Annotated in this window: 19 protein-coding genes; 5 read left to right on the top strand and 14 right to left on the bottom strand. The window is 60.0% G+C overall.

Translation table 11 applies throughout. The features are described from left to right. Positions 1–26: 26 nt before the first annotated feature. Both AC1DCP_RS15170 and ftsE read right to left on the bottom strand, forming a co-directional pair. Entirely contained in the window at positions 27–1,034 is a 1,008-nt protein-coding gene (locus AC1DCP_RS15170; protein WP_112161100.1) for a cell division protein FtsX, read from the bottom strand. Continuing rightward, a complete protein-coding gene (ftsE, locus tag AC1DCP_RS15165) occupies positions 1,027–1,686 on the bottom strand; it encodes a cell division ATP-binding protein FtsE (protein ID WP_003511334.1) in 660 nt (219 codons plus the stop codon). Before ftsE ends, AC1DCP_RS15170 begins: the two co-directional genes overlap by 8 nt. Before the next feature lie 199 nt (positions 1,687–1,885). On the opposite strand from ftsE, the gene AC1DCP_RS15160 reads away from it, so the two are divergent. The 3 genes from AC1DCP_RS15160 to AC1DCP_RS15150 all read left to right on the top strand — a co-directional run bounded on the left by AC1DCP_RS15160 (position 1,886) and on the right by AC1DCP_RS15150 (position 3,669). Continuing rightward, positions 1,886–2,554: a hypothetical protein gene (locus AC1DCP_RS15160; protein WP_333717982.1), complete on the top strand. Its 669-nt coding sequence runs from the start codon at positions 1,886–1,888 to the stop codon at positions 2,552–2,554. A 70-nt stretch (positions 2,555–2,624) separates the two neighbouring features. Beyond that, a complete protein-coding gene (hpt, locus tag AC1DCP_RS15155; protein WP_003511330.1) occupies positions 2,625–3,167 on the top strand; it encodes a hypoxanthine phosphoribosyltransferase in 543 nt (180 codons plus the stop codon). 142 nt (positions 3,168–3,309) lie between these two features. Next, on the top strand, positions 3,310–3,669 hold the full coding sequence (locus tag AC1DCP_RS15150; RefSeq protein WP_003511329.1) for a response regulator: 360 nt from the start codon (positions 3,310–3,312) through the stop codon (positions 3,667–3,669). 247 nt (positions 3,670–3,916) lie between these two features. Here AC1DCP_RS15150 and AC1DCP_RS15145 read toward each other — a convergent pair whose 3' ends face one another. From AC1DCP_RS15145 to argH, 4 genes are all read right to left on the bottom strand, one after another. After that, on the bottom strand, positions 3,917–6,610 hold the full coding sequence (locus AC1DCP_RS15145) for a TIGR02302 family protein (protein WP_476774408.1): 2,694 nt from the start codon (positions 6,608–6,610) through the stop codon (positions 3,917–3,919). A gap of 178 nt (positions 6,611–6,788) precedes the next feature. Next, a complete protein-coding gene (gene lysA / locus AC1DCP_RS15140; RefSeq protein WP_003511327.1) occupies positions 6,789–8,057 on the bottom strand; it encodes a diaminopimelate decarboxylase in 1,269 nt (422 codons plus the stop codon). A 13-nt stretch (positions 8,058–8,070) separates the two neighbouring features. Further along, a complete protein-coding gene (gene lptM / locus AC1DCP_RS15135) occupies positions 8,071–8,274 on the bottom strand; it encodes an LPS translocon maturation chaperone LptM (RefSeq protein WP_003511326.1) in 204 nt (67 codons plus the stop codon). 195 nt (positions 8,275–8,469) lie between these two features. Beyond that, the gene (gene argH, locus AC1DCP_RS15130) at positions 8,470–9,870 is read right to left on the bottom strand and encodes an argininosuccinate lyase (RefSeq protein ID WP_025595424.1); all 1,401 of its coding nucleotides are present in this window, start codon (positions 9,868–9,870) and stop codon (positions 8,470–8,472) included. Positions 9,871–9,894: 24 nt separating this feature from the next. Here argH and tlpA point away from each other — a divergent pair, with 24 nt between their 5' ends. Then, positions 9,895–10,563 (top strand): thiol:disulfide interchange protein TlpA, encoded by a 669-nt coding sequence (tlpA, locus tag AC1DCP_RS15125; RefSeq protein ID WP_003511324.1) that lies wholly within the window; start codon positions 9,895–9,897, stop codon positions 10,561–10,563. Between the two features lie 67 nt (positions 10,564–10,630). Here tlpA and AC1DCP_RS15120 read toward each other — a convergent pair whose 3' ends face one another. The 7 genes from AC1DCP_RS15120 to AC1DCP_RS15090 all read right to left on the bottom strand — a co-directional run bounded on the left by AC1DCP_RS15120 (position 10,631) and on the right by AC1DCP_RS15090 (position 15,964). Beyond that, positions 10,631–11,512 (bottom strand): 3-hydroxybutyryl-CoA dehydrogenase, encoded by an 882-nt coding sequence (locus AC1DCP_RS15120; RefSeq protein ID WP_013761782.1) that lies wholly within the window; start codon positions 11,510–11,512, stop codon positions 10,631–10,633. A gap of 117 nt (positions 11,513–11,629) precedes the next feature. Further along, positions 11,630–12,559 (bottom strand): electron transfer flavoprotein subunit alpha/FixB family protein, encoded by a 930-nt coding sequence (locus tag AC1DCP_RS15115; protein ID WP_003511321.1) that lies wholly within the window; start codon positions 12,557–12,559, stop codon positions 11,630–11,632. 25 nt (positions 12,560–12,584) lie between these two features. After that, positions 12,585–13,331: an electron transfer flavoprotein subunit beta/FixA family protein gene (locus AC1DCP_RS15110; RefSeq protein WP_013761780.1), complete on the bottom strand. Its 747-nt coding sequence runs from the start codon at positions 13,329–13,331 to the stop codon at positions 12,585–12,587. Positions 13,332–13,514: 183 nt separating this feature from the next. Further along, positions 13,515–14,288: a rhomboid family intramembrane serine protease gene (locus tag AC1DCP_RS15105; RefSeq protein ID WP_065659671.1), complete on the bottom strand. Its 774-nt coding sequence runs from the start codon at positions 14,286–14,288 to the stop codon at positions 13,515–13,517. A 32-nt stretch (positions 14,289–14,320) separates the two neighbouring features. After that, entirely contained in the window at positions 14,321–14,914 is a 594-nt protein-coding gene (locus AC1DCP_RS15100; protein WP_019564859.1) for a cob(I)yrinic acid a,c-diamide adenosyltransferase, read from the bottom strand. 1 nt (position 14,915) lies between these two features. Continuing rightward, entirely contained in the window at positions 14,916–15,113 is a 198-nt protein-coding gene (locus AC1DCP_RS15095) for a twin transmembrane helix small protein (RefSeq protein WP_003497428.1), read from the bottom strand. 17 nt (positions 15,114–15,130) lie between these two features. Then, positions 15,131–15,964: an SDR family oxidoreductase gene (locus tag AC1DCP_RS15090; RefSeq protein WP_025595431.1), complete on the bottom strand. Its 834-nt coding sequence runs from the start codon at positions 15,962–15,964 to the stop codon at positions 15,131–15,133. A gap of 182 nt (positions 15,965–16,146) precedes the next feature. On the opposite strand from AC1DCP_RS15090, the gene AC1DCP_RS15085 reads away from it, so the two are divergent. Beyond that, the gene (locus tag AC1DCP_RS15085; protein ID WP_013761775.1) at positions 16,147–17,064 is read left to right on the top strand and encodes a YihY/virulence factor BrkB family protein; all 918 of its coding nucleotides are present in this window, start codon (positions 16,147–16,149) and stop codon (positions 17,062–17,064) included. Here the strand turns inward: AC1DCP_RS15085 and gluQRS are convergent. Further along, entirely contained in the window at positions 17,032–17,916 is an 885-nt protein-coding gene (gene gluQRS, locus AC1DCP_RS15080) for a tRNA glutamyl-Q(34) synthetase GluQRS (RefSeq protein ID WP_162690580.1), read from the bottom strand. The two genes, AC1DCP_RS15085 and gluQRS, sit on opposite strands and share 33 nt — an antisense overlap. Position 17,917: the final 1 nt, after the last annotated feature.

The raw sequence follows: 17,917 nt of genomic DNA, 5'->3' as shown, positions 1-17,917 counted from the left end.
TTCCTCGCGAGATCCGGGAGACGGCGTCACGATGCGACACCGTCGCTTTTAGACGGATCGGAACGGACGCGGTCGATATCGTCGATCGTGCGGATGACAGTCACACGCGCGGTGATCGTGGTGAGCAGCGCGATGATGATCATCGTCGTGGCGATGCCGATATAACCACTGAGGCCAACGGAAAAAGAGCCGAACAGCGCACTTGCCTGATCGCTTTGCGGCGTTGCGACCGTGCTCGATTGCCAGAAACCGGCGGCAAGGAAAACCACCGCGGCAAGGGCGCTGCCCGCTGCCGCACCTTTCAGGCTGATCTTCAGGAAGTGCTTCTGGAATTCCCGCGCGACGAAGCTGCTTTCGGCGCCGACGAAATGCAGCACCTCGACGATGTGCCGGTTGCCGGAAAGCGCGCCGCGCGTTGCAAACACCACCGTCAGCACCATGGCGGTGAAGACGAGGATCAGGACCCCGACGCCGATCATGACGGTGGTCCTGGCCATGGAGACGAGCCTGTCGACCCATGTACGGTGGTCATCCAGAAACGCCTGTGGAATTTCAGCCTTCAGCATATCGCGCATGGCCTGAAAATCGGGCGGGTGGTTTTCATCGATGGTAATCACGACGAGGCGCGGCACCGGCAGTTCGGAAAGATCGAGGCCACTGCCGAGCCACGGCTCCAGAAGACGCGCGGTGGCGGCGTCATCGAGGATCGTGCCATCCCGCGTGCCGACGAAGGTGAGCGCCAGAGTACGCGCCTTGGTGAGCGCTGCATTCATGTCCAGCCCGTCCTCGGGTTTGATCTGAATGGTGATTTCGCGGGAAATCTGGCTCTGCCAGGTGGCGGCGGTGGCACGCACCATGGAAACGGCACCAAGCGTCAGGCAGGCGAGAAAGGCCATGATGGCGATCACCACCATCAGCGCATTGCCCTGAATGTTGGAAGGCGGCAGAATGGGTGCCATCGGGCGGATACGCATCGGCGGCCGCTTCGGTGCGGTCGCCTCTGGTCTTAACTGTTTGCGGTTGATCTCATTCATAGATGTCGAGCCGCCCTTCGGTGAGGATCATCCGGCGTGCGTCGATCTGGTCCATCAGGCCGAAATCATGGGTGGCGATGACCACAGCGGTACCCAGCCGGTTGAGCTCCAGAAAGAGGTTGAGAAGGCGCTTGGCCATCGGCGGGTCGACGTTGCCGGTCGGCTCGTCGGCCAGCAAGATTTCCGGCTGGTCCATCAATGCGCGGGCAATGGCGGCGCGTTGCTTTTCCCCACCGGAGAGGATGGCCGGAAGCACATTGATGCGCTCGCCAAGCCCGACCCATTTCAGAAGCTCGATGACGTCGTTGCGGTAGGCGCTTTCTTCCTTGCCGCGCACACGCAGCGGCAGGGCGACATTCTCATAGGTCGTCAGATGATCGAGCAGCCGGAAATCCTGAAAGACGATGCCGACGCGGCGGCGCAGCATGGGCAGCTCGCTGCGCGGAATGCGCGACACATCGCGGTTGAACATGCGGATATTGCCGCGTGTGGGCTGCAGCGACATCAGCAGCAGGCGCAGGAACGTGGTTTTGCCGGCACCGGAAGGGCCGGTCAGAAACTGGAACGAACCCTTGGGAATGTCGAAGGTCATGTCCCTCAGGATTTCGGGGCCCATGCCGTAACGCAACCCGACATTTTCGAAATGGATCAACGGACTTCCAGTCTCTTCGTTTCGTGGTGGTTCGCAAACCGCTGGCGCGTGAGGCCCGGATGGGCCGTTTAACCCGGTTCCGGTGGCCTAGCGAGCCGTTTTTGCGAAGCATTAACCAATTAAATTTAAAACTTGGCAGGATTCGTTGCAATGCCCAGTTTTGCGGGCCGGAAAACCTCACCCAAGGAATTCTATGGCTATGTTCCGTTCATCTCGCCGGCAAGCGGCATTCGATTTCGACCTCCTGATGCCGGAAGCGCCAGTGCGCCGTACGGCGCGGGCAGCCCACACCGGCCCCGATGTGGTAGACGCGGAATTTGTCACCATCAAGGAAAACCGTGTCCGTCAGCCCGGAAACGATAATCGCGGCGCGATGCGCCGGCAGATGGAAAAACCGCCCGTCACCGCCAGTGCTCTTGGTTACGCGTTCATCGGCTGGGTGGACCGCAAATTGTCGCGCCTGTCTGTGGATGCCTATTCGGCGCTGGTTGCGGCGCTCGTCATTTTTGTTTTCATCTGCTCAGGCGGCCTGTCGGTGGTCGTGCCGGAAAAGCCGGTCGTTGCGGCCGCAAACCCGCTTGCCATTTCTCATGTCACCATCACGCCGCAGGAGGCTGGCGGCATGGATGTCCTGCTCATCAACGGTATTGTGGAGAACAACGGTGCCGCTCTGGAAGAGGTGCCGGCACTTCGCGCCGACCTCTTCGTTGCCAAGGGGCAACTGGTCGCCAGTATGGTCATCGAACCGCCGGTCAGGCAGATGCAGCCCGGTTTCAGCCACGGATTTTCGGCAAAGTTGCGCCATCCCGGTGGAAAAACGCCTGAGATCAAGCTTTCCTTCGTCGAAGCGGGTGCTTCCGAACGTTGACTGTGCTAACGCGTGGTCTTCGTATTTTTACTGAAAGGTAAAATCGGCAAGGCGCAGCACAGGAGAAAGAATGCCCGTCGTCCGTGGAAAAAACATTGAGCCGCTTTACACCGCCGAGCAGATTGCCGAGCGCAATCGCGACATGGCCAAGCATATAGCGAGCGGCCCGACCAAGGATTTGCTGGTCATCGCCGTGCTCAAGGGATCGTTCATTTTCGCGGCCGATCTCATCCGCGCGCTGCATGACAGCGGCCTTGCCCCCGAAGTCGAATTCATCACGCTTTCGAGCTACGGTGCCGGCACCGTTTCGCAAGGGGTGAAGATCGTCAAGGATATCGACAGCGACGTGAAGGACCGCGATGTTCTTCTGATCGACGATATTCTCGAATCCGGCCGCACGCTGCGTTTCGCCAAGGAACTGCTTTACGAACGCGGCGCCCGTCACGTCACCATCGCCGTGCTGCTCGACAAGAAGGTCAAGCGCAAGGAAGATCTGGAGGCCGACTATGTCGGTTTCGAATGTCCCGATTATTTCGTTGTGGGTTACGGCATGGATGTGGCTTACGCCTTCCGCGAACTGCCCTTCGTAGGCGTCGTCACGGGCGACGCCTGACGATTTCTGCCGTGCCGGGATGGGACATGCCGGAGACGCCTCATTAACCATTCACCCAGCGAAACCCTGGGTGTTTACCTCTTGAAAAGAGGAGCCTGCGATGTTGCTTACGGCTGGAAATGATGCCCAGGAGCAATGATTAATGGCGAAGATTCTGATTACCGAAGATGAGGATGCATTGCGGGCTTTCGTTGCCCGTGCGCTGCGTCTCGACGGTCACGAGACCCATGAGGCGGCAGACGGCGAGCAGGGGCTGGAGAAGCTTCAGGAAACCAATTTCGATCTCCTTCTTTCGGATATCCGCATGCCGGTCATGGATGGCATCGAGCTGGCGCACCGCGCCGCCGAACGCTTCCCGGCCATGCGCATCCTGTTGATGACGGGTTATGCCGAACAGCGCGAACGTGCTGATGATCTGGCAGAAAAGATCGTGGACGTGGTTTCAAAACCTTTTGCGCTTCCGGATATCCGCAAGGCTGTTGCGCGGGCGCTTGCGGCCTGAGCGATAAGGCTACAGAGATTTGAGAAAGGGCGGCCCTTTGGGCCGCCTTTTTTGTTGTGGAGTTGTCAACTCTCTCCGCCGTCATGCTCGGGCCTGTCCCGAGCATCTGCCACGTCTCGATTGATTGAGACGTGGTTGGATTCTCGGCACAAGGCCGAGGATGACGTTGAGTGTTTGATAAGCTGGCCTTTCCTCAAAAATGCGCGAGGTTAAACAGGCCGATCGCTAGGAATGGCGGCTTCCATCCTCACCGTATATCCAGCAACCGCTCCAGATAACGCCGCTCGATTTCACCCGGCGGGTTGTTGCCGAGCTTTTCGCGGATAGCCTCGAGAATTTCGCGGGCGCGCTGCACGTCGATCTCATCAGGCACCTTCACCTGGTCGCCGAAATCGGGGCCGGTTGTGCTGCGCGGACGGCCGAGTGGATCGCGGCCGTTCTGTCCGCCTTGGCCCGCCATGCCTTCCTGCCCCTGTCCGGGCTGCTGTCCCTGCTGGCGCATGGCCTGCATGATCTGGCCCATCATATCCTGCGCGCCCTGTCGCAGCGCGTTCAGCGCATTGCCCTGACCTTCGACCGCCTGTTCGCCCTGGCTTTTGCCGAGTGCTTCGCCGGCGCCTTCCATTTCCTGCTGCGCCTTGCCGAAGTTTTCGCCCGGCTCCATGCCGAGATCACGAAGGCCCTGCTGCAATTCGCCCAGCTGCTTGCCCAGCGCGTCCTGCTGCGCCCTCAGATTTTTCAGCGCCTCGCGCAATTGTTCGGCAGTCATCTGCTCGCTCGGCTGTCCGCCTTGCTGGCCGTTCTCGCCCTGCTGGCCCTGCTGGCCCTGTTGCGGTGATTCACCGTTTTCACCCGTCTGCGGGTCCTGACCTTCGCCGCCATCCTGCGGGTCGCCGCGCTGCATGCGGTCACGCAGCGCCTGATCGAGCTTGAAGGTCTCGTCCATCAGCTTCTGCTGCTGTTGCAAAATTTCACCCAGCTTGTCGATCTGCTGGCGCATCTTGCTGCTTTGCTGCTGCCCCTGCTGGCCCTGACGTTGCGGCCGTCCCGCCTGCAGGTTGTTCATCATGCGTTGCAGCTGCGAGAGCATTTCCTGTGCTGCGTCACGGTTGCCGGAGCGCGCGAGGTTTTCGATCTGGTTCATCATGTTTTCCAGATCGCGCTGCCGCAAGACGTTTTGTGCCTGCTGGTTCATGTTGGCTTGCGGCGCATTCTGCATGCGCTGTGCAAGCTCGCTCATGAACTGCTGCATCGCCTCACGCAGTTCCTGCATCAGCTTGGCGACTTCCTCATCGGAGGCATTGCGCTGAAGCGCCTCGGAAAGCGCTGTCTGCGCATCACGCAGGCGTTTTTCCGCCTGCGAAAGATCACCATCCTCGATGCCGAGCGCAATCTCCCAGAGATAATCGGCGGTGTTCTTCAGCATCTCCTCATTATAGGCGAGCCGCATGCGGGTCTGCGCCGATTGCAGCAGGAGATAGTGCGTGGTGTTGGGAATAGTTTCTTCCGGACGCAGACCAACCGCCTCGTTATAGGCGATCGCCTTTGGCATCTGGCGCGTGTCGAGTGAGAATATCTGCCGCTGTTCGGCAACCGAAGCCGCCAGCGGTTCAGAGAAATTGCGGCCCGGCAGCACCATTTCATGCGCGGGGCTGCGGCCGGTCTGGCCGGCACCGTCTGTTGCCACCAGCGTGATGCGCACGCGCTTACCTGCCATGGGATGTTCGGTCAGGTTGCGGCTGGTCAGCCCCTTGATCTCGCGGTTGTTCTGCCGCGGCAGGTCGAGCTTGAATTCCGGCGGCGGGTAAAGTGCTGTTGCACCCTCCGCAACGCCAAGCGGCTCTATGATGGCGTGGGCTTCCTTGATGCCATAGTCGTCCTTGGCGGTGAAACCCACCTCCAGCGCACCATTGACGGCGCGGCGCGGCATGTTGTCGAAGCCGATACTGGGTGGCTGGTCAGGAATGACGTTGAACACCCATTGTTGGCCATTGGCGGTGATCATGCCGCTTTCGGTCACATCCATGGCAAAGGTGCGCGGCGTGACAGGTTGATCCGGCGCGCGTTTTTCCGTCTGTGCCGCCACATCGCCACTTGCGCTGTCGGCGCGCGCCGCTTCGGGGGCAAGCTTCTGCAGGGCGCCAGCGGGCTCAGGCTCGAAGGTCACTTCCTCGCCGCCATCGCCACCGGTCATGCGGATCGTCAGTTTGGAGGATTGCGGCACGGGCACCGCGTCGTGGCCTGTCGCATCGCGCCCTGTCAGAAAAATCGGGGCGCGGCCGGTATAGGCGGGCGGCGTGACCCAGGCGTCGAGACGGATATCGGGATTGAGCGGACCGGCTGCCGGTCGGCTACGGAAGGCATCTGCAATCGTGCCTGCACCATTGGAATAGGAAAAACCGAAGGCGACAACCAGAAAAAGGGCGGGAATGGCGCGTAGTGCCGAGCGGTCGTAACGGGCGATATCGGGTTTCGGCAGGCCGGCATTCAGCGCGGCGATGCGTTCCGCCATACGGATCTGGTGTTCTTTCCACAAGGCGCGGGAAATGGGGGTGTCCAACGCCGGTTCGTCTTCCTGCACGCCGACTGGCTGGTGAGCGAGACCATTGCGTTCTTCCAGAAGGCGGGACGCGTCGTTGTCTGTCGGCCATTTCAGCCGGACGATTGGCAGGATGGTGCTGATGAAACCAAAAACCAGCAGGAAAACGATGCCCAGCCGTACGAAGTCAGGCATTTGCCGGTAGAGGCCGAACCATGCGAGCGCCAGAAACGCGGCGGCGATGGAAAGCGGCCACAGCGTCTTCGGTGCTACTCTTTCCGAAAACAACACGATTTTTGCGAAGAAGCGTTTAGCCGCAACCCGGCGGGCAAGATCCGGCCGCTGCGCGAATGCGCCGGTTGGGCGCTTTCTGCCTGTCCTGTCCTCTCCGGCTGTGGTCATCAATCCGTTCTCCCGGTTCTGGCCACGTCAAACGCCATTCCCGGAACGGCGAGCTGCTTGTATTATGAGAAGCAAGGATAACATTCTTTGTGGCGAAGACGAGGGCAAGCGGATGCTCACCCCCATTTTTTAGGCAGCTTCGCTCAATTGTGATCGACCAAGCCGGATGTATGGCGGATCAATCGAGCCAGGCGGGTACTGAATCGAGAGCGATCAGCTCTTCATAGGTTCCGCGCGGGCGGATGACGTGGAACTTGTCACCCTTTACCAGCACTTCCGGCACCAGCAGGCGCGAATTATAGGTGCCTGCCTGCACGGCGCCGTAAGCACCGGCGGAGCTGACGGCAATCAGATCACCCGGCTGCGGTGCGGCCATCTCGCGGTCCAGCGCCAGATAGTCACCCGTTTCGCAGACGGGGCCAACGATATCGGCCTTGATGCGAGGGGCGTCCACCGCGGGCTGCACGACCGGGCGGATGCCGTGATAGGCCTCGTAAAGCGTCGGGCGGATGAGGTCGTTCATCGCGCCATCGACAATCACGAAGTTCTTTTCGCCGCCATCCTTCACATAGATCACTTCCGTCACCAGAATGCCGGCATTGCCGACGATCAGGCGTCCCGGTTCGGTGATGATCTTGCAGTTGAGGCTCTTTAGCTCGTTCTTGACGATATGCGCATAGGCATCCGGCAGCGGCGGCGGATTATTGTCCTCGCGGTAGGGAATGCCGAGGCCGCCGCCGATATCGACGTGACTGATCGTGTGCCCGTCCGCGCGCAGGGATTCCACCAGTTCGCGCAGCAAGCGGAACGCATCCTCGAAGGGCTGCAATTCTGTGATCTGGCTGCCGATATGCATGTCGATGCCGGTGACTTCGATGCCGGGCAGAGTGGCGGCATGGGCATAGACCGCACGCGCCCGCTCATAGGAAATGCCGAACTTGTTTTCTTTTTTGCCGGTGGAAATCTTGGCATGAGTGCGCGCATCCACATCCGGATTGATGCGAAAGGACACATGCGCCCTTTTTCCGGCCTTGACGGCGCGCAGGTTGAGGACCTCAAGCTCCGGCTCGGATTCGATGTTGAAGCAGTAGATGCCGGCTTCCAGCGCGTAATCCATTTCCGCCACCGTCTTGCCGACGCCGGAGAACATGATGCGGTTTGCCGGTACACCGGCGCCAAGCGCGCGGCGCAATTCGCCGCCGGATACCACGTCGATACCCGCGCCGAGCTTTGCCAGCGTCCTCAGAACGGCCTGGTTGGAATTGGCCTTCATGGCGTAACAGACCATGGCGTCCACATCGGCGAAAGCGCCTGAGAACACCTTGTAGTGGCGCTCCAGCGTCGCGGTCGAATAGACATAGAACGGCGTGCCGACCGCCTTGGCGATCTCAGGCACGGGCACGTTTTCGGCGTGAAGCACGCCGTCGATATAGCCAAAATGGTTCACAGGCTTTTTCCCGTCAGAGAAGCTTGTCGAGGATGAACGGCCGCTCCGCCGTTGCCGGCTTCGTCTCGGTTCCGTCGGCATTGCGCTTGTTGCGCATTTCGACCGGCGTGCTCGGCGGATCGATATCGCCTTTTCGCCCGCAGGCACTGAGAGCAAGACTGACGGCGAGCGTCATGCCGATGGGAACGATGAGATTGCGCGCGGTTTTTGAAAGCATGAGCCTGTCCAAAGGAAATATGTGCTTCTCTGATAACGAAAAACAGGGCGCTTGTGCACCCTGTTTCTTGTGATCGCAGCGTAACGCAGATTTATGAGGGCGGCGGAGAAAAATGAAATCGTTTCCGCCGCTCATTTTAATTTGTCTGCGCATCGGATTTTCCGAAAACCGCTTCACACTTTTCGGTCCGATGCGTTAGTTGCGTCCACGCCACCAGGCGATCTGCTTCTTGACCTCGGAAGGAGCCGTGCCGCCGAAGCTGGTGCGGCTGGCAACCGATGCCTCGACTGAAAGAACGTCGAAAACGCCGCTTGTAATGGCCGGATGGATCGCCTGCAGGTCTTCCAGCGAAAGATCGGCCAGATCGCAGCCTTTCTTTTCCGCCAGTGCCACCGCATTTCCGGTCACATGGTGGGCGTCGCGGAAGGGCAGGCCTGCCTCGCGCACCAGCCAGTCAGCAAGATCGGTGGCGGTGGAATAGCCCGAACCGGCGGCCGCACGCATGCGGTCCTTGCGCACCTCAAGGTCGCGGATCATGCCGGTCATGGCGGCGATGGCCAGTTCCAGGCTTTCGGCGGCATCGAAAACCTGTTCCTTGTCTTCCTGCATGTCCTTGGAATAGGCGAGTGGCAGGCCCTTCATCACAGTCAGAAGCGCCACCAGCGAGCCGTTGATGCGGCCGGTCTTGGCGCGCACCAGTTCGGCGGCGTCGGGGTTCTTCTTCTGCGGCATGATCGACGAGCCAGTGGAAAAGGCATCGGACAGGCGGATAAAGCCGAATTGCGGCGTCGACCAGATGACGATTTCTTCGGCGAGGCGCGACAGATGCGTGGCGCAGATCGAGGCGATCGACAGGAACTCCAGTGCGAAATCGCGGTCGGAAACGGTGTCGATGGAGTTGCGGGTCGGCTCGCGGAAGCCGAGCGCCTTTGCCGTCATGTGGCGGTCGATAGGATAACCGGTGCCGGCCAGGGCTGCTGCACCGATCGGGCTTTCATCCAGATGTTCGATTGCGTGACGCACGCGGGCGCGGTCACGGCCGAACATTTCCACATAGGCCATGCAATGATGGCCGAAGGTGACGGGCTGGGCCGTCTGCAGATGGGTGAAGCCGGGCATGACCGTATCGGCATTTTCCTCGGCGCGGTCGAGGAAGGCGGCGATGAGCGCGGTCAGCATGCCTTCCGTCTTCTGCAGCTCTTCCTTGACCCAGAGGCGGAAATCGAGCGCCACCTGGTCGTTGCGCGAGCGGGCGGTGTGCAGACGCCCTGCCGCTGTGCCGATGAGGGTGGCAAGTCGCGCCTCGATGTTCATGTGAATGTCTTCGAGCTTGCGCGAGAATTCGAAACTGCCGGCCTCGATTTCTGACAGGATCGTGTTCAGGCCGTGAACGATCTTGTCTTTATCTTCCTGCGAAATAATGCCTTTTTCCGCCAGCATGGTGGCATGCGCTATAGAGCCGCGGATGTCCTGTGCATAAAGCTTCTTGTCGAAGCCGATGGAGGCATTTATCTCTTCCATGATGGCTGATGGCCCGGAAGCGAAACGTCCGCCCCACATCTGGTTGGAGGATTTCTGATCTGTGCCGTCAGCCATGTTCTGCGTGCCCTGGAGTATTCGATGACAGAAAAAAGGCCGTTCAGGCTTCCTTCCGCCAGATTGGTTGCAATTGCTGCCGTTGCCGGTGTCGTGTTCGGCGCGGGTGCGGTCTGGTTCAGGCATATTGGGTCTGAGAGCCCGGTTCAAGGGGCAGCGGTTGCCGAGGCCGGTTTATGTGAAGGTGCGGCAAACCGCATCGCCTCGCTGAAACCCCTTCTGAAGGGCCAGGTGGCGGCCATGTCGGCCACGGATACGCCGCGCGTCATCCCGCTGTCCTTCAAGGGTCCGCAAGGGTCGGACATGTCGCTTGCCGATCTCAAGGGCAAGGCGGTTCTCCTCAATCTCTGGGCCACCTGGTGCGTGCCATGCCGGGAGGAAATGCCTGCGCTGAACGCACTCGAGAAGGAAAAGGGCAGCGATGGCTTTGAGGTTGTTGCGGTCAATATCGACACCGGCGCGGACGAAAAACCGAAAGCCTTCATTGACGAATACAAGATCGACGCGCTGAAACTTTATCGCGACAGCTCCATGGGCGTCTTCAATGTTCTGAAAAAGGAAGGGCTGGCTTTCGGCCTTCCCGCAACTCTTCTGCTGGACGAAAAAGGCTGCCTGATTGCCGCCATGAACGGTCCGGCAGCCTGGGACAGCGAAGATGCCAAGGCGTTGGTATCGGCAGTGAAGGCTAAATAATTGTCCAGTGCGGGAGGGACTTACCTCCCGTCATCTCGAATGATTTCAGAGGAATATCTCTTGCGCCTTAGCGCGTCGGAACAGGTGTCTCGCCACGGTAATCGTAAAAACCGCGACCAGATTTGCGGCCGAGCCAGCCGGCCTCGACATATTTCACCAGCAGCGGGCAGGGGCGGTATTTGCTGTCGGCCAGCCCGTCATGCAGCACCTGCATGATCGACAAACAGGTGTCGAGACCGATGAAGTCGGCAAGCTGCAACGGTCCCATCGGATGGTTGGCGCCGAGCCGCATGGCGGTGTCGATGGCTTCCACCGAACCGACGCCCTCATAGAGCGTGTAGATAGCCTCGTTGATCATCGGCAGCAGGATGCGGTTGACGATGAAGGCGGGGAAATCCTCGGCGACGGTGATCGCCTTTTCCAGCGTCCGCACATAGTCCTTCGCCGCATCGAAGGTCTTTTCGTTGGTGGCGATACCGCGCACCAGCTCCACCAGCTTCATCACAGGCACCGGGTTCATGAAGTGGATGCCCATGAACTGTTCGGGACGATCGGTGGCGGACGCAAGGCGGGTGATGGAGAGGGAAGACGTGTTGGTGGCCAAAAGCGCTTCGGGCTTCAGTACCGGGCAGATCTGCGCATAGATCTTGCGTTTGATTTCCTCGTTTTCGGTAGCAGCCTCAATAACCAGATCCATGGGCGCCAGATCGTTGACGTCAGTCGAACCGCTGATGAGCGCGAGCGCATCTTTGCGGGCGTCGTCGGAGAGCTTGCCGTTGGTGACCTGACGGGCAAGATTGCCGTTGATCGTGGCAAGGCCGGCTTCGATTCCGTCCTTGGAAAGATCGTAAATGTGCACCTTGTAACCGGCCAAGGCGGAAACATGCGCGATGCCGCAACCCATTTGACCGGCTCCGATGATACCGATGTTTTTAAAGGGGGCGGTCATATGCTGGTCTCCTCATGGGATTTCATCTGCGTCATTTGCGGCGATGTTACGCATATCGCCGAAAAAGAGAAGGCGGCGCGTTCAAAAAACGCGCCGCCTTTGGCTAAAGGCTTAAAATCACAGAGCCTTCTGGAGTTCCGGCAGAGCCTCGAACAGGTCTGCGACGAGGCCGTAATCGGCAACCTGGAAGATCGGCGCTTCCTCGTCCTTGTTGATGGCTACGATGACCTTCGAGTCCTTCATGCCGGCCAGATGCTGGATGGCGCCCGAAATGCCGGCAGCGATGTAAAGCTGCGGTGCCACGACCTTGCCGGTCTGACCGACCTGCCAGTCGTTCGGTGCATAACCCGCATCGACGGCTGCGCGCGATGCGCCGACGGCTGCACCGAGCTTGTCGGCAACCGGCAGGATCACTTCGCGGAACTTTTCCGAGGAGCCGAGTGCGCGACCGCCCGAGATGATGATCTTCGCAGAGGTCAGTTCCGGACGATCGGAAGAGGCGAGCGCGTCGGACACAAAGACAGAAACGCCGGGGTTCTCGGCAGCGCCGATGGTTTCCACCGGTGCCGAACCGCCTTCAGCGGCTGCCGCAAACGCGGTGGGGCGCACGGTGATGACCTTCTTGGCGTCGCTTGCCTGCACCGTCTGGATGGCGTTGCCGGCATAGATCGGACGTTTGAAAGTATCCGGGCTGACGACCTCGATGATTTCCGAGACCTGGGCCACATCGAGAAGGGCTGCGACGCGTGGGGCGACATTCTTGGCCGAAGCGGTCGCCGGTGCGATGATGACGTCATAGGAAGGGCTGAGCGAGACGATCAGCGCCGCCAGCGGCTCGGCGAGCGCGTTGGCATAGGATGCGTCGTCGGCAAGCAGTACCTTGGCAACGCCGGACAGTTTCGCCGCCGCGTCGGCGGCACCCTTCGCACCGGAGCCGGCAACGAGCACGTGGACGTCGCCGCCAATCTGCGTTGCCGCCGTCAGCGTCTTCGCCGTCAGGTCGGAAAGGGTTGCGTTGTCGTGTTCTGCCAGAAGAAGAATGGCCATAATGTAATCTCCCTTTTCCGAAACCTTAGAGGACGCCGTCGGCTTTGAGCTTTTCGACCAGCTCAGCCACCGAGCCTACCCTGATGCCGGCCTTGCGGCCTGCGGGCTCCTCGGTCTTCAACACCTTCAGACGCGGCGTGACATCGACGCCGAAATCGGCCGGGGTCTTCTTGTCGAGCGGCTTCTTCTTTGCCTTCATGATGTTCGGCAGCGAGGCGTAACGCGGCTCGTTCAGACGAAGATCGGTGGTGACGACAGCGGGAAGTTTCAGTTCGACCGTCTGCAGGCCGCCATCGACTTCACGCGTCACAGCGACCTTGCCATCAGACGGTACGACCTTGGAGGCGAAGGTGCCCTGGCCCCAGCCGAGAAGGGCGGCCAGCATCTGACCGGTCTGGTTACTGTCGTCGTCAATCGCCTGCTTGCCGACGATGACGAGGCCGGGCTGCTCGGCTTCCGCCACGCCCTTCAGCAGCTTGGCGACGGCCAGCGGTTCGACCGTCTCGTCGGTCTCGATCAGGATGGCGCGGTCGGCACCCATGGCGAGCGCCGTGCGCAGCGTCTCTTCCGCCTTGGCAGGGCCGATCGACACGACCACGACTTCTTCGGCCTTGCCAGCTTCTTTCAGCCGCAGAGCCTCTTCCACCGAGATTTCGTCGAACGGGTTCATCGACATCTTCACATTCGCGAGTTCAACGCCCGAACCATCCGACTTCACGCGGATCTTGACGTTGTAATCAACAACTCGTTTGACAGGGACAAGGATCTTCATCGGCGGTTTTCCTCAAACTCCTGTCCGCGAGGCGACAAGACCGCGCGGACCTCCAAAAACAGGTTGGCGACATGGATAAGCATTTTTCCCGCAAATACAACGGAGCAATGTTCATTATCACATGCACGCAAGGCATACCTTACGTTGACGTTAACGTAAATAATTTATCTCTTCGTCAACGGCTCATCTGCTCCCGTCATAGCCCCGTTCGATTTGCGACAACCCCGCCGTTTGCGACGGATTCTTGAACTGCGCCGCCCTTGGCGGAACAATCGTGCGGTCGAACAGGGGAACGTCCGGCCGGCGCATGAAAATTACCATCACAGCCCCGGCCAATATGCCGCCCACATGTGCCCCCCAGGAAACATTTTCCTCAAGGCCAAGTGCCAGCATCAGAAATTGCTGTCCGATCCATAGCGCCAGCGGAATGAAGGCAGGCAAGGGCAACGGAATGCGCATGAACACCAGAACCCAGACGCGCACCTTGGGATGCAGGAGAAAATAGGCCGCGACGACGCCAGAAACAGCGCCTGATGCACCGATAAGCGGCCCTTCCGACATGGGTGCGACAAAGCCGTGCAACAGCGCGCCGGCTATGGCGCAGGCGATGTAAAAGATAAGGAAACGGAAGTGGCCGAGTGCGTCCTCGACGTTGTCGCCGAAGACCCACAGAAACAGCATGTTGCCTGCCATGTGCCAGAAATCCAGATGCAGGAACGCATAGGTGACGACGGTCAGGTTATCCGGCACCACCTGCAAGGCGGGCTCCAGGTAGGCGTAGTCGAACACCACAGCCGGGATGAAACCGAGGCCGAGCGCTGCGGCATTGGCCTGGACGTCGCTGGCAAGCACGCCGGTAAATAGCCATACCAGCACGTTGACCACGATCAGGCCGATCGTGACATATTGCAGCCGGATATGTTTGAGGGAATTCGCATCGTGCAGCGGTATGAACATCGAACGCCCTTCGTTTGTGCGAGAGATAGGCTTTAGCGGTTCTTGCCGGGAACCCACAATATGTCAGCCTTGCCCATATCATTGGCAAACCGGGCGGCAACGAACAGGAAGTCGGACAGGCGGTTGACATATTTCAGCGCTTCCGGGCTGACGATCTCGTTTTCAGCAACCGAGAGCTCCACCATGAGCCGTTCCGCCCGTCGGCAGATCGTGCGCGCCAGATGCAGATTGGCCGCCGCCGCATTGCCGCCCGGCAGCACGAAGGAGGTCAGGGGGTCAATTGCGGAGTTGAGGTCGTCGATTTCGTTTTCCAGCCGCGTGACCTGGCTCGCGACTATGCGCAGCGGTTCGTAGGCCGGCGGCTCGCCGGTTTCCGGGGTCGCGAGATCCGCGCCGAGGTCGAACATGTCGTTCTGGATGCGGAACAGCATGGCATCCAGCTTTTCCATGCTGGCAATATCAGTATTGGCGGTATGCAGCCGCGCCACGCCGATCGCCGAATTCGTTTCGTCCACCGTGCCATAGGCCTCGACGCGAAGATCGTGCTTCAGGCGGCGGGGACCGGACACCAGCGCCGTCGTGCCCTTGTCGCCGGTGCGGGTGTAGATCTTGTTCAGTTTCACCATGTCAGCGTCCGCCGCCGGTGAGCCAAAGGGTCAGCATGATAAGCACGATGGCGATGGCCTGCAACAGGAGGCGAAGCTGCATCAACTTGTTGGAACGGTTGGCGTCTTGGCCCTTCAGCATGTTGAAAAGGCCTCGTATCAGCACGATGACAACGAGGCCCATGACGATAAGGGCCAGAACAGTGGTGAAGCCGGACATTTAGGGGGTACTCCTCCTCAATCGAATCTGCGCAGCAGACGATAGAACAGTCCGGCAGGCAAGAGCCGTTTCAGCAACAGCCCCTGTTTGGCGGGAACGGTGACGGGATAATGCGGTTTTGGCTTTGCGGCGGTCAGGGCGTGTTTCAGCACGGCATAAACGGCATCGGGGCCAAGCTTGTGGCGGTTGACCGGGCCGGACCCATCCATCCTCGCCAGCTGACGCTTGTATTCCACAGCATGCGCCGAGTTTTCCAGATCGATCTTGTCCCTGACGTGGGCAAGCGCCGTCGTGGTGAATTTCGACGTGATCGGCCCCGGTTCGATCAGGCTCACATGGATGCCGCTGCCCTGAAGTTCCATGCGCAGCGTGACGCCAAGGCCCTCGATGGCGAATTTCGATGCGGTATAGGCGCCGCGATAACGATAGGGAACAAGGCCGAGAATGGAGGAGCAATGCACGATGCGCCCTGAACCGCGCTGGCGCATGAAGGGAATGACCCGCCGCGTCAGATCGTGCCAGCCGAAGACGTTGGTTTCGAATTGCTGCCGCAGTGCTTCCACCGGCAGATCCTCCACAGCACCCGGCTGGCCATAGGCGCCATTGTTGAACAGCGCATCGATGCGGCCTCCGGTTCTGGCCGCAACCGTATCCACGAGAGCCGCGATGGTTTCGGGCTTGGTATAGTCCATGATCAGGGTTTCTATGCCCTGATTTTCGAGTGCGGCCATATCGACGATGCGGCGCACGGTGGCAAACACCCTCCAGCCGTCGCGGTGAAGCGCGCCGGCACAATGGGCTCCGATGCCCGAGGAACATCCGGTAATTATGATGACGGGTTTTTCAGGCATCTATGCCGCTCCGGAAAGCCGAATGTTGCGCTGGCCCGATGGTCCGGCCTGTGAAAATTGTATTGCGCAAAATCTGTATGCCTGCGGGAACCGAAAGGCGGGATTGTGCGCTGTACAAAGTAGAGCTGACTTCCCATATTCGGGGCGAAGTTACAAATGAAATGCCGATGAATGGAGGCGACATGGTTGCCGCAGTGCGCCTGGCAGGCAAGGTTGCCTTCGATGCCTATTCTCATTTTGCCGAGGATGACGGCTGGGCGATGGCGAGCCACATGGCGCTTTCCATCCTGCTGGCGCTGTTCCCGTTCCTGATTTTCGGCACGGCTTTGGCCGGTTTTCTGGGGGCTGACCAGTTTTCCGAGACGGCGGTGCATCTGATTTTTGACACCTGGCCGGAAGCGATTGCAGGTCCGCTTGCCGCGCAGGTGCAGCAGGTCCTGACCATTCCGCGCGGCGGACTGCTGACGATTTCGGTGCTGGCGGCCGCATATTTTGCCTCCAACGGCGTCGAGGCGCTCCGAATCTCGCTCAACCGCGCCTATCGCGTCACGGAAACGCGCTGGTGGTACATCACCCGTCTTCTCAGTCTGCTTTATGTGTTGATCGCAGTGGTGGTCTTTACCGGCATCAGCATCGTGCTTGTTGCGGTGCCGGTCGCAACGTCCTTTGCCGAGCAGCGATTTCCCTGGCTGACGGATGCGCTGAACACGGTTTCCAGCCTGGGACTTTACGGCACCATCGTCGTTCTGACGGTCGGGCTGGTGGCGGCGCATCTGTGGCTTCCGGCCGGCAAACGCCGCATCTGGGATGTCTGGCCCGGCATTCTGCTGACAATGATCTTCTGGGTCATCGGCGCGGCGATCTTTGCCTATTACCTCTCCACCTTCGCCAATTATGCCGCCACCTACGCCGGTCTGGCCTCGGTAATGGTGGTTCTGGTGTTTCTTTACATGGTGGGTGTCATCTTCATGCTGGGTGCGGAAGTGAATGCCGCTCTGATGAAATACAAGGTCCGGCAGATCATCCGCCGCAATATCTCCGGCAACAGTGCGCGCCGCGAGCAGGTGCTAGAGGAGCCCGACAAGCCGGCGGATATCTGACGGCGTTTTTCCTTCCGCCCGAAGCGCTGAAAGGCCGGTGCTGCCTTCGCTTTTAGAGAGCTTGCGCCCATCAGCACCCAAAATCAGCCGGTGGTGGTGATAGGCGGGTGGCGGCAGGTCCAGCAATTGTTGCAGCAGCCGGTGAATGGCGGTTGCGTTAAACAGATCCATGCCGCGCACCACATGGGTGATGCCTTGCAGCGCGTCATCCACCACAACGGAAAGATGATAGCTTGAGGGGGCGTCGGAGCGCGACAGCACCACATCGCCCCACAGCGCCGGCAAAGCTTCGATTTCCCCGGTCTGCCCGTCGCCGCTCTCGCGCCAGAACAGCTTGCTGTGCAAGGTGCGGACCGCCTTTTCCATGTCGAGCCGCCAGGCGTGTTGCCTGCCCGATGCCAGAAGTTCGGCCCGTTCCGCCTGCGGCCTTTGCCGATCTATTGCCGGGTAAAGCGGCGCGCCGTCGGGATCGCGCGGCCAGAGCCTTCCCTCTGCCTCAAAGGCCCTGACAATGGCTTTCGTCTCACCCCGGCTTAAGAAGGCGGGATAGGCGAGGTCGGCCTCGACCAGCCTGTCGAGTGCTGTGCGATACTCATCGAAGTGCTCCGATTGCCGCCGCACCGGCTTTTCCCATTCCAGTCCCAGCCAGCCAAGATCATCATAGATCGCCTGCTCCAGCTCCGGAGTGCAGCGCGTCTGGTCGATATCTTCGATGCGCAGCAGAAAATGGCCACTGTTTTCCCGCACCATGTCGTGGTTCAGAAAAGCGGAAAGCGCATGGCCCAGATGCAGGGCGCCATTGGGGCTGGGCGCAAAACGATAAACCGGTTTTTGACGGACGGGCGAAGGCATG

It is taken from the genome of Agrobacterium sp. 10T429 (assembly GCF_056393925.1).
Note: the sequence above shows the minus strand (reverse complement) of the source record. Positions and strands in the feature narration are given on the sequence as shown.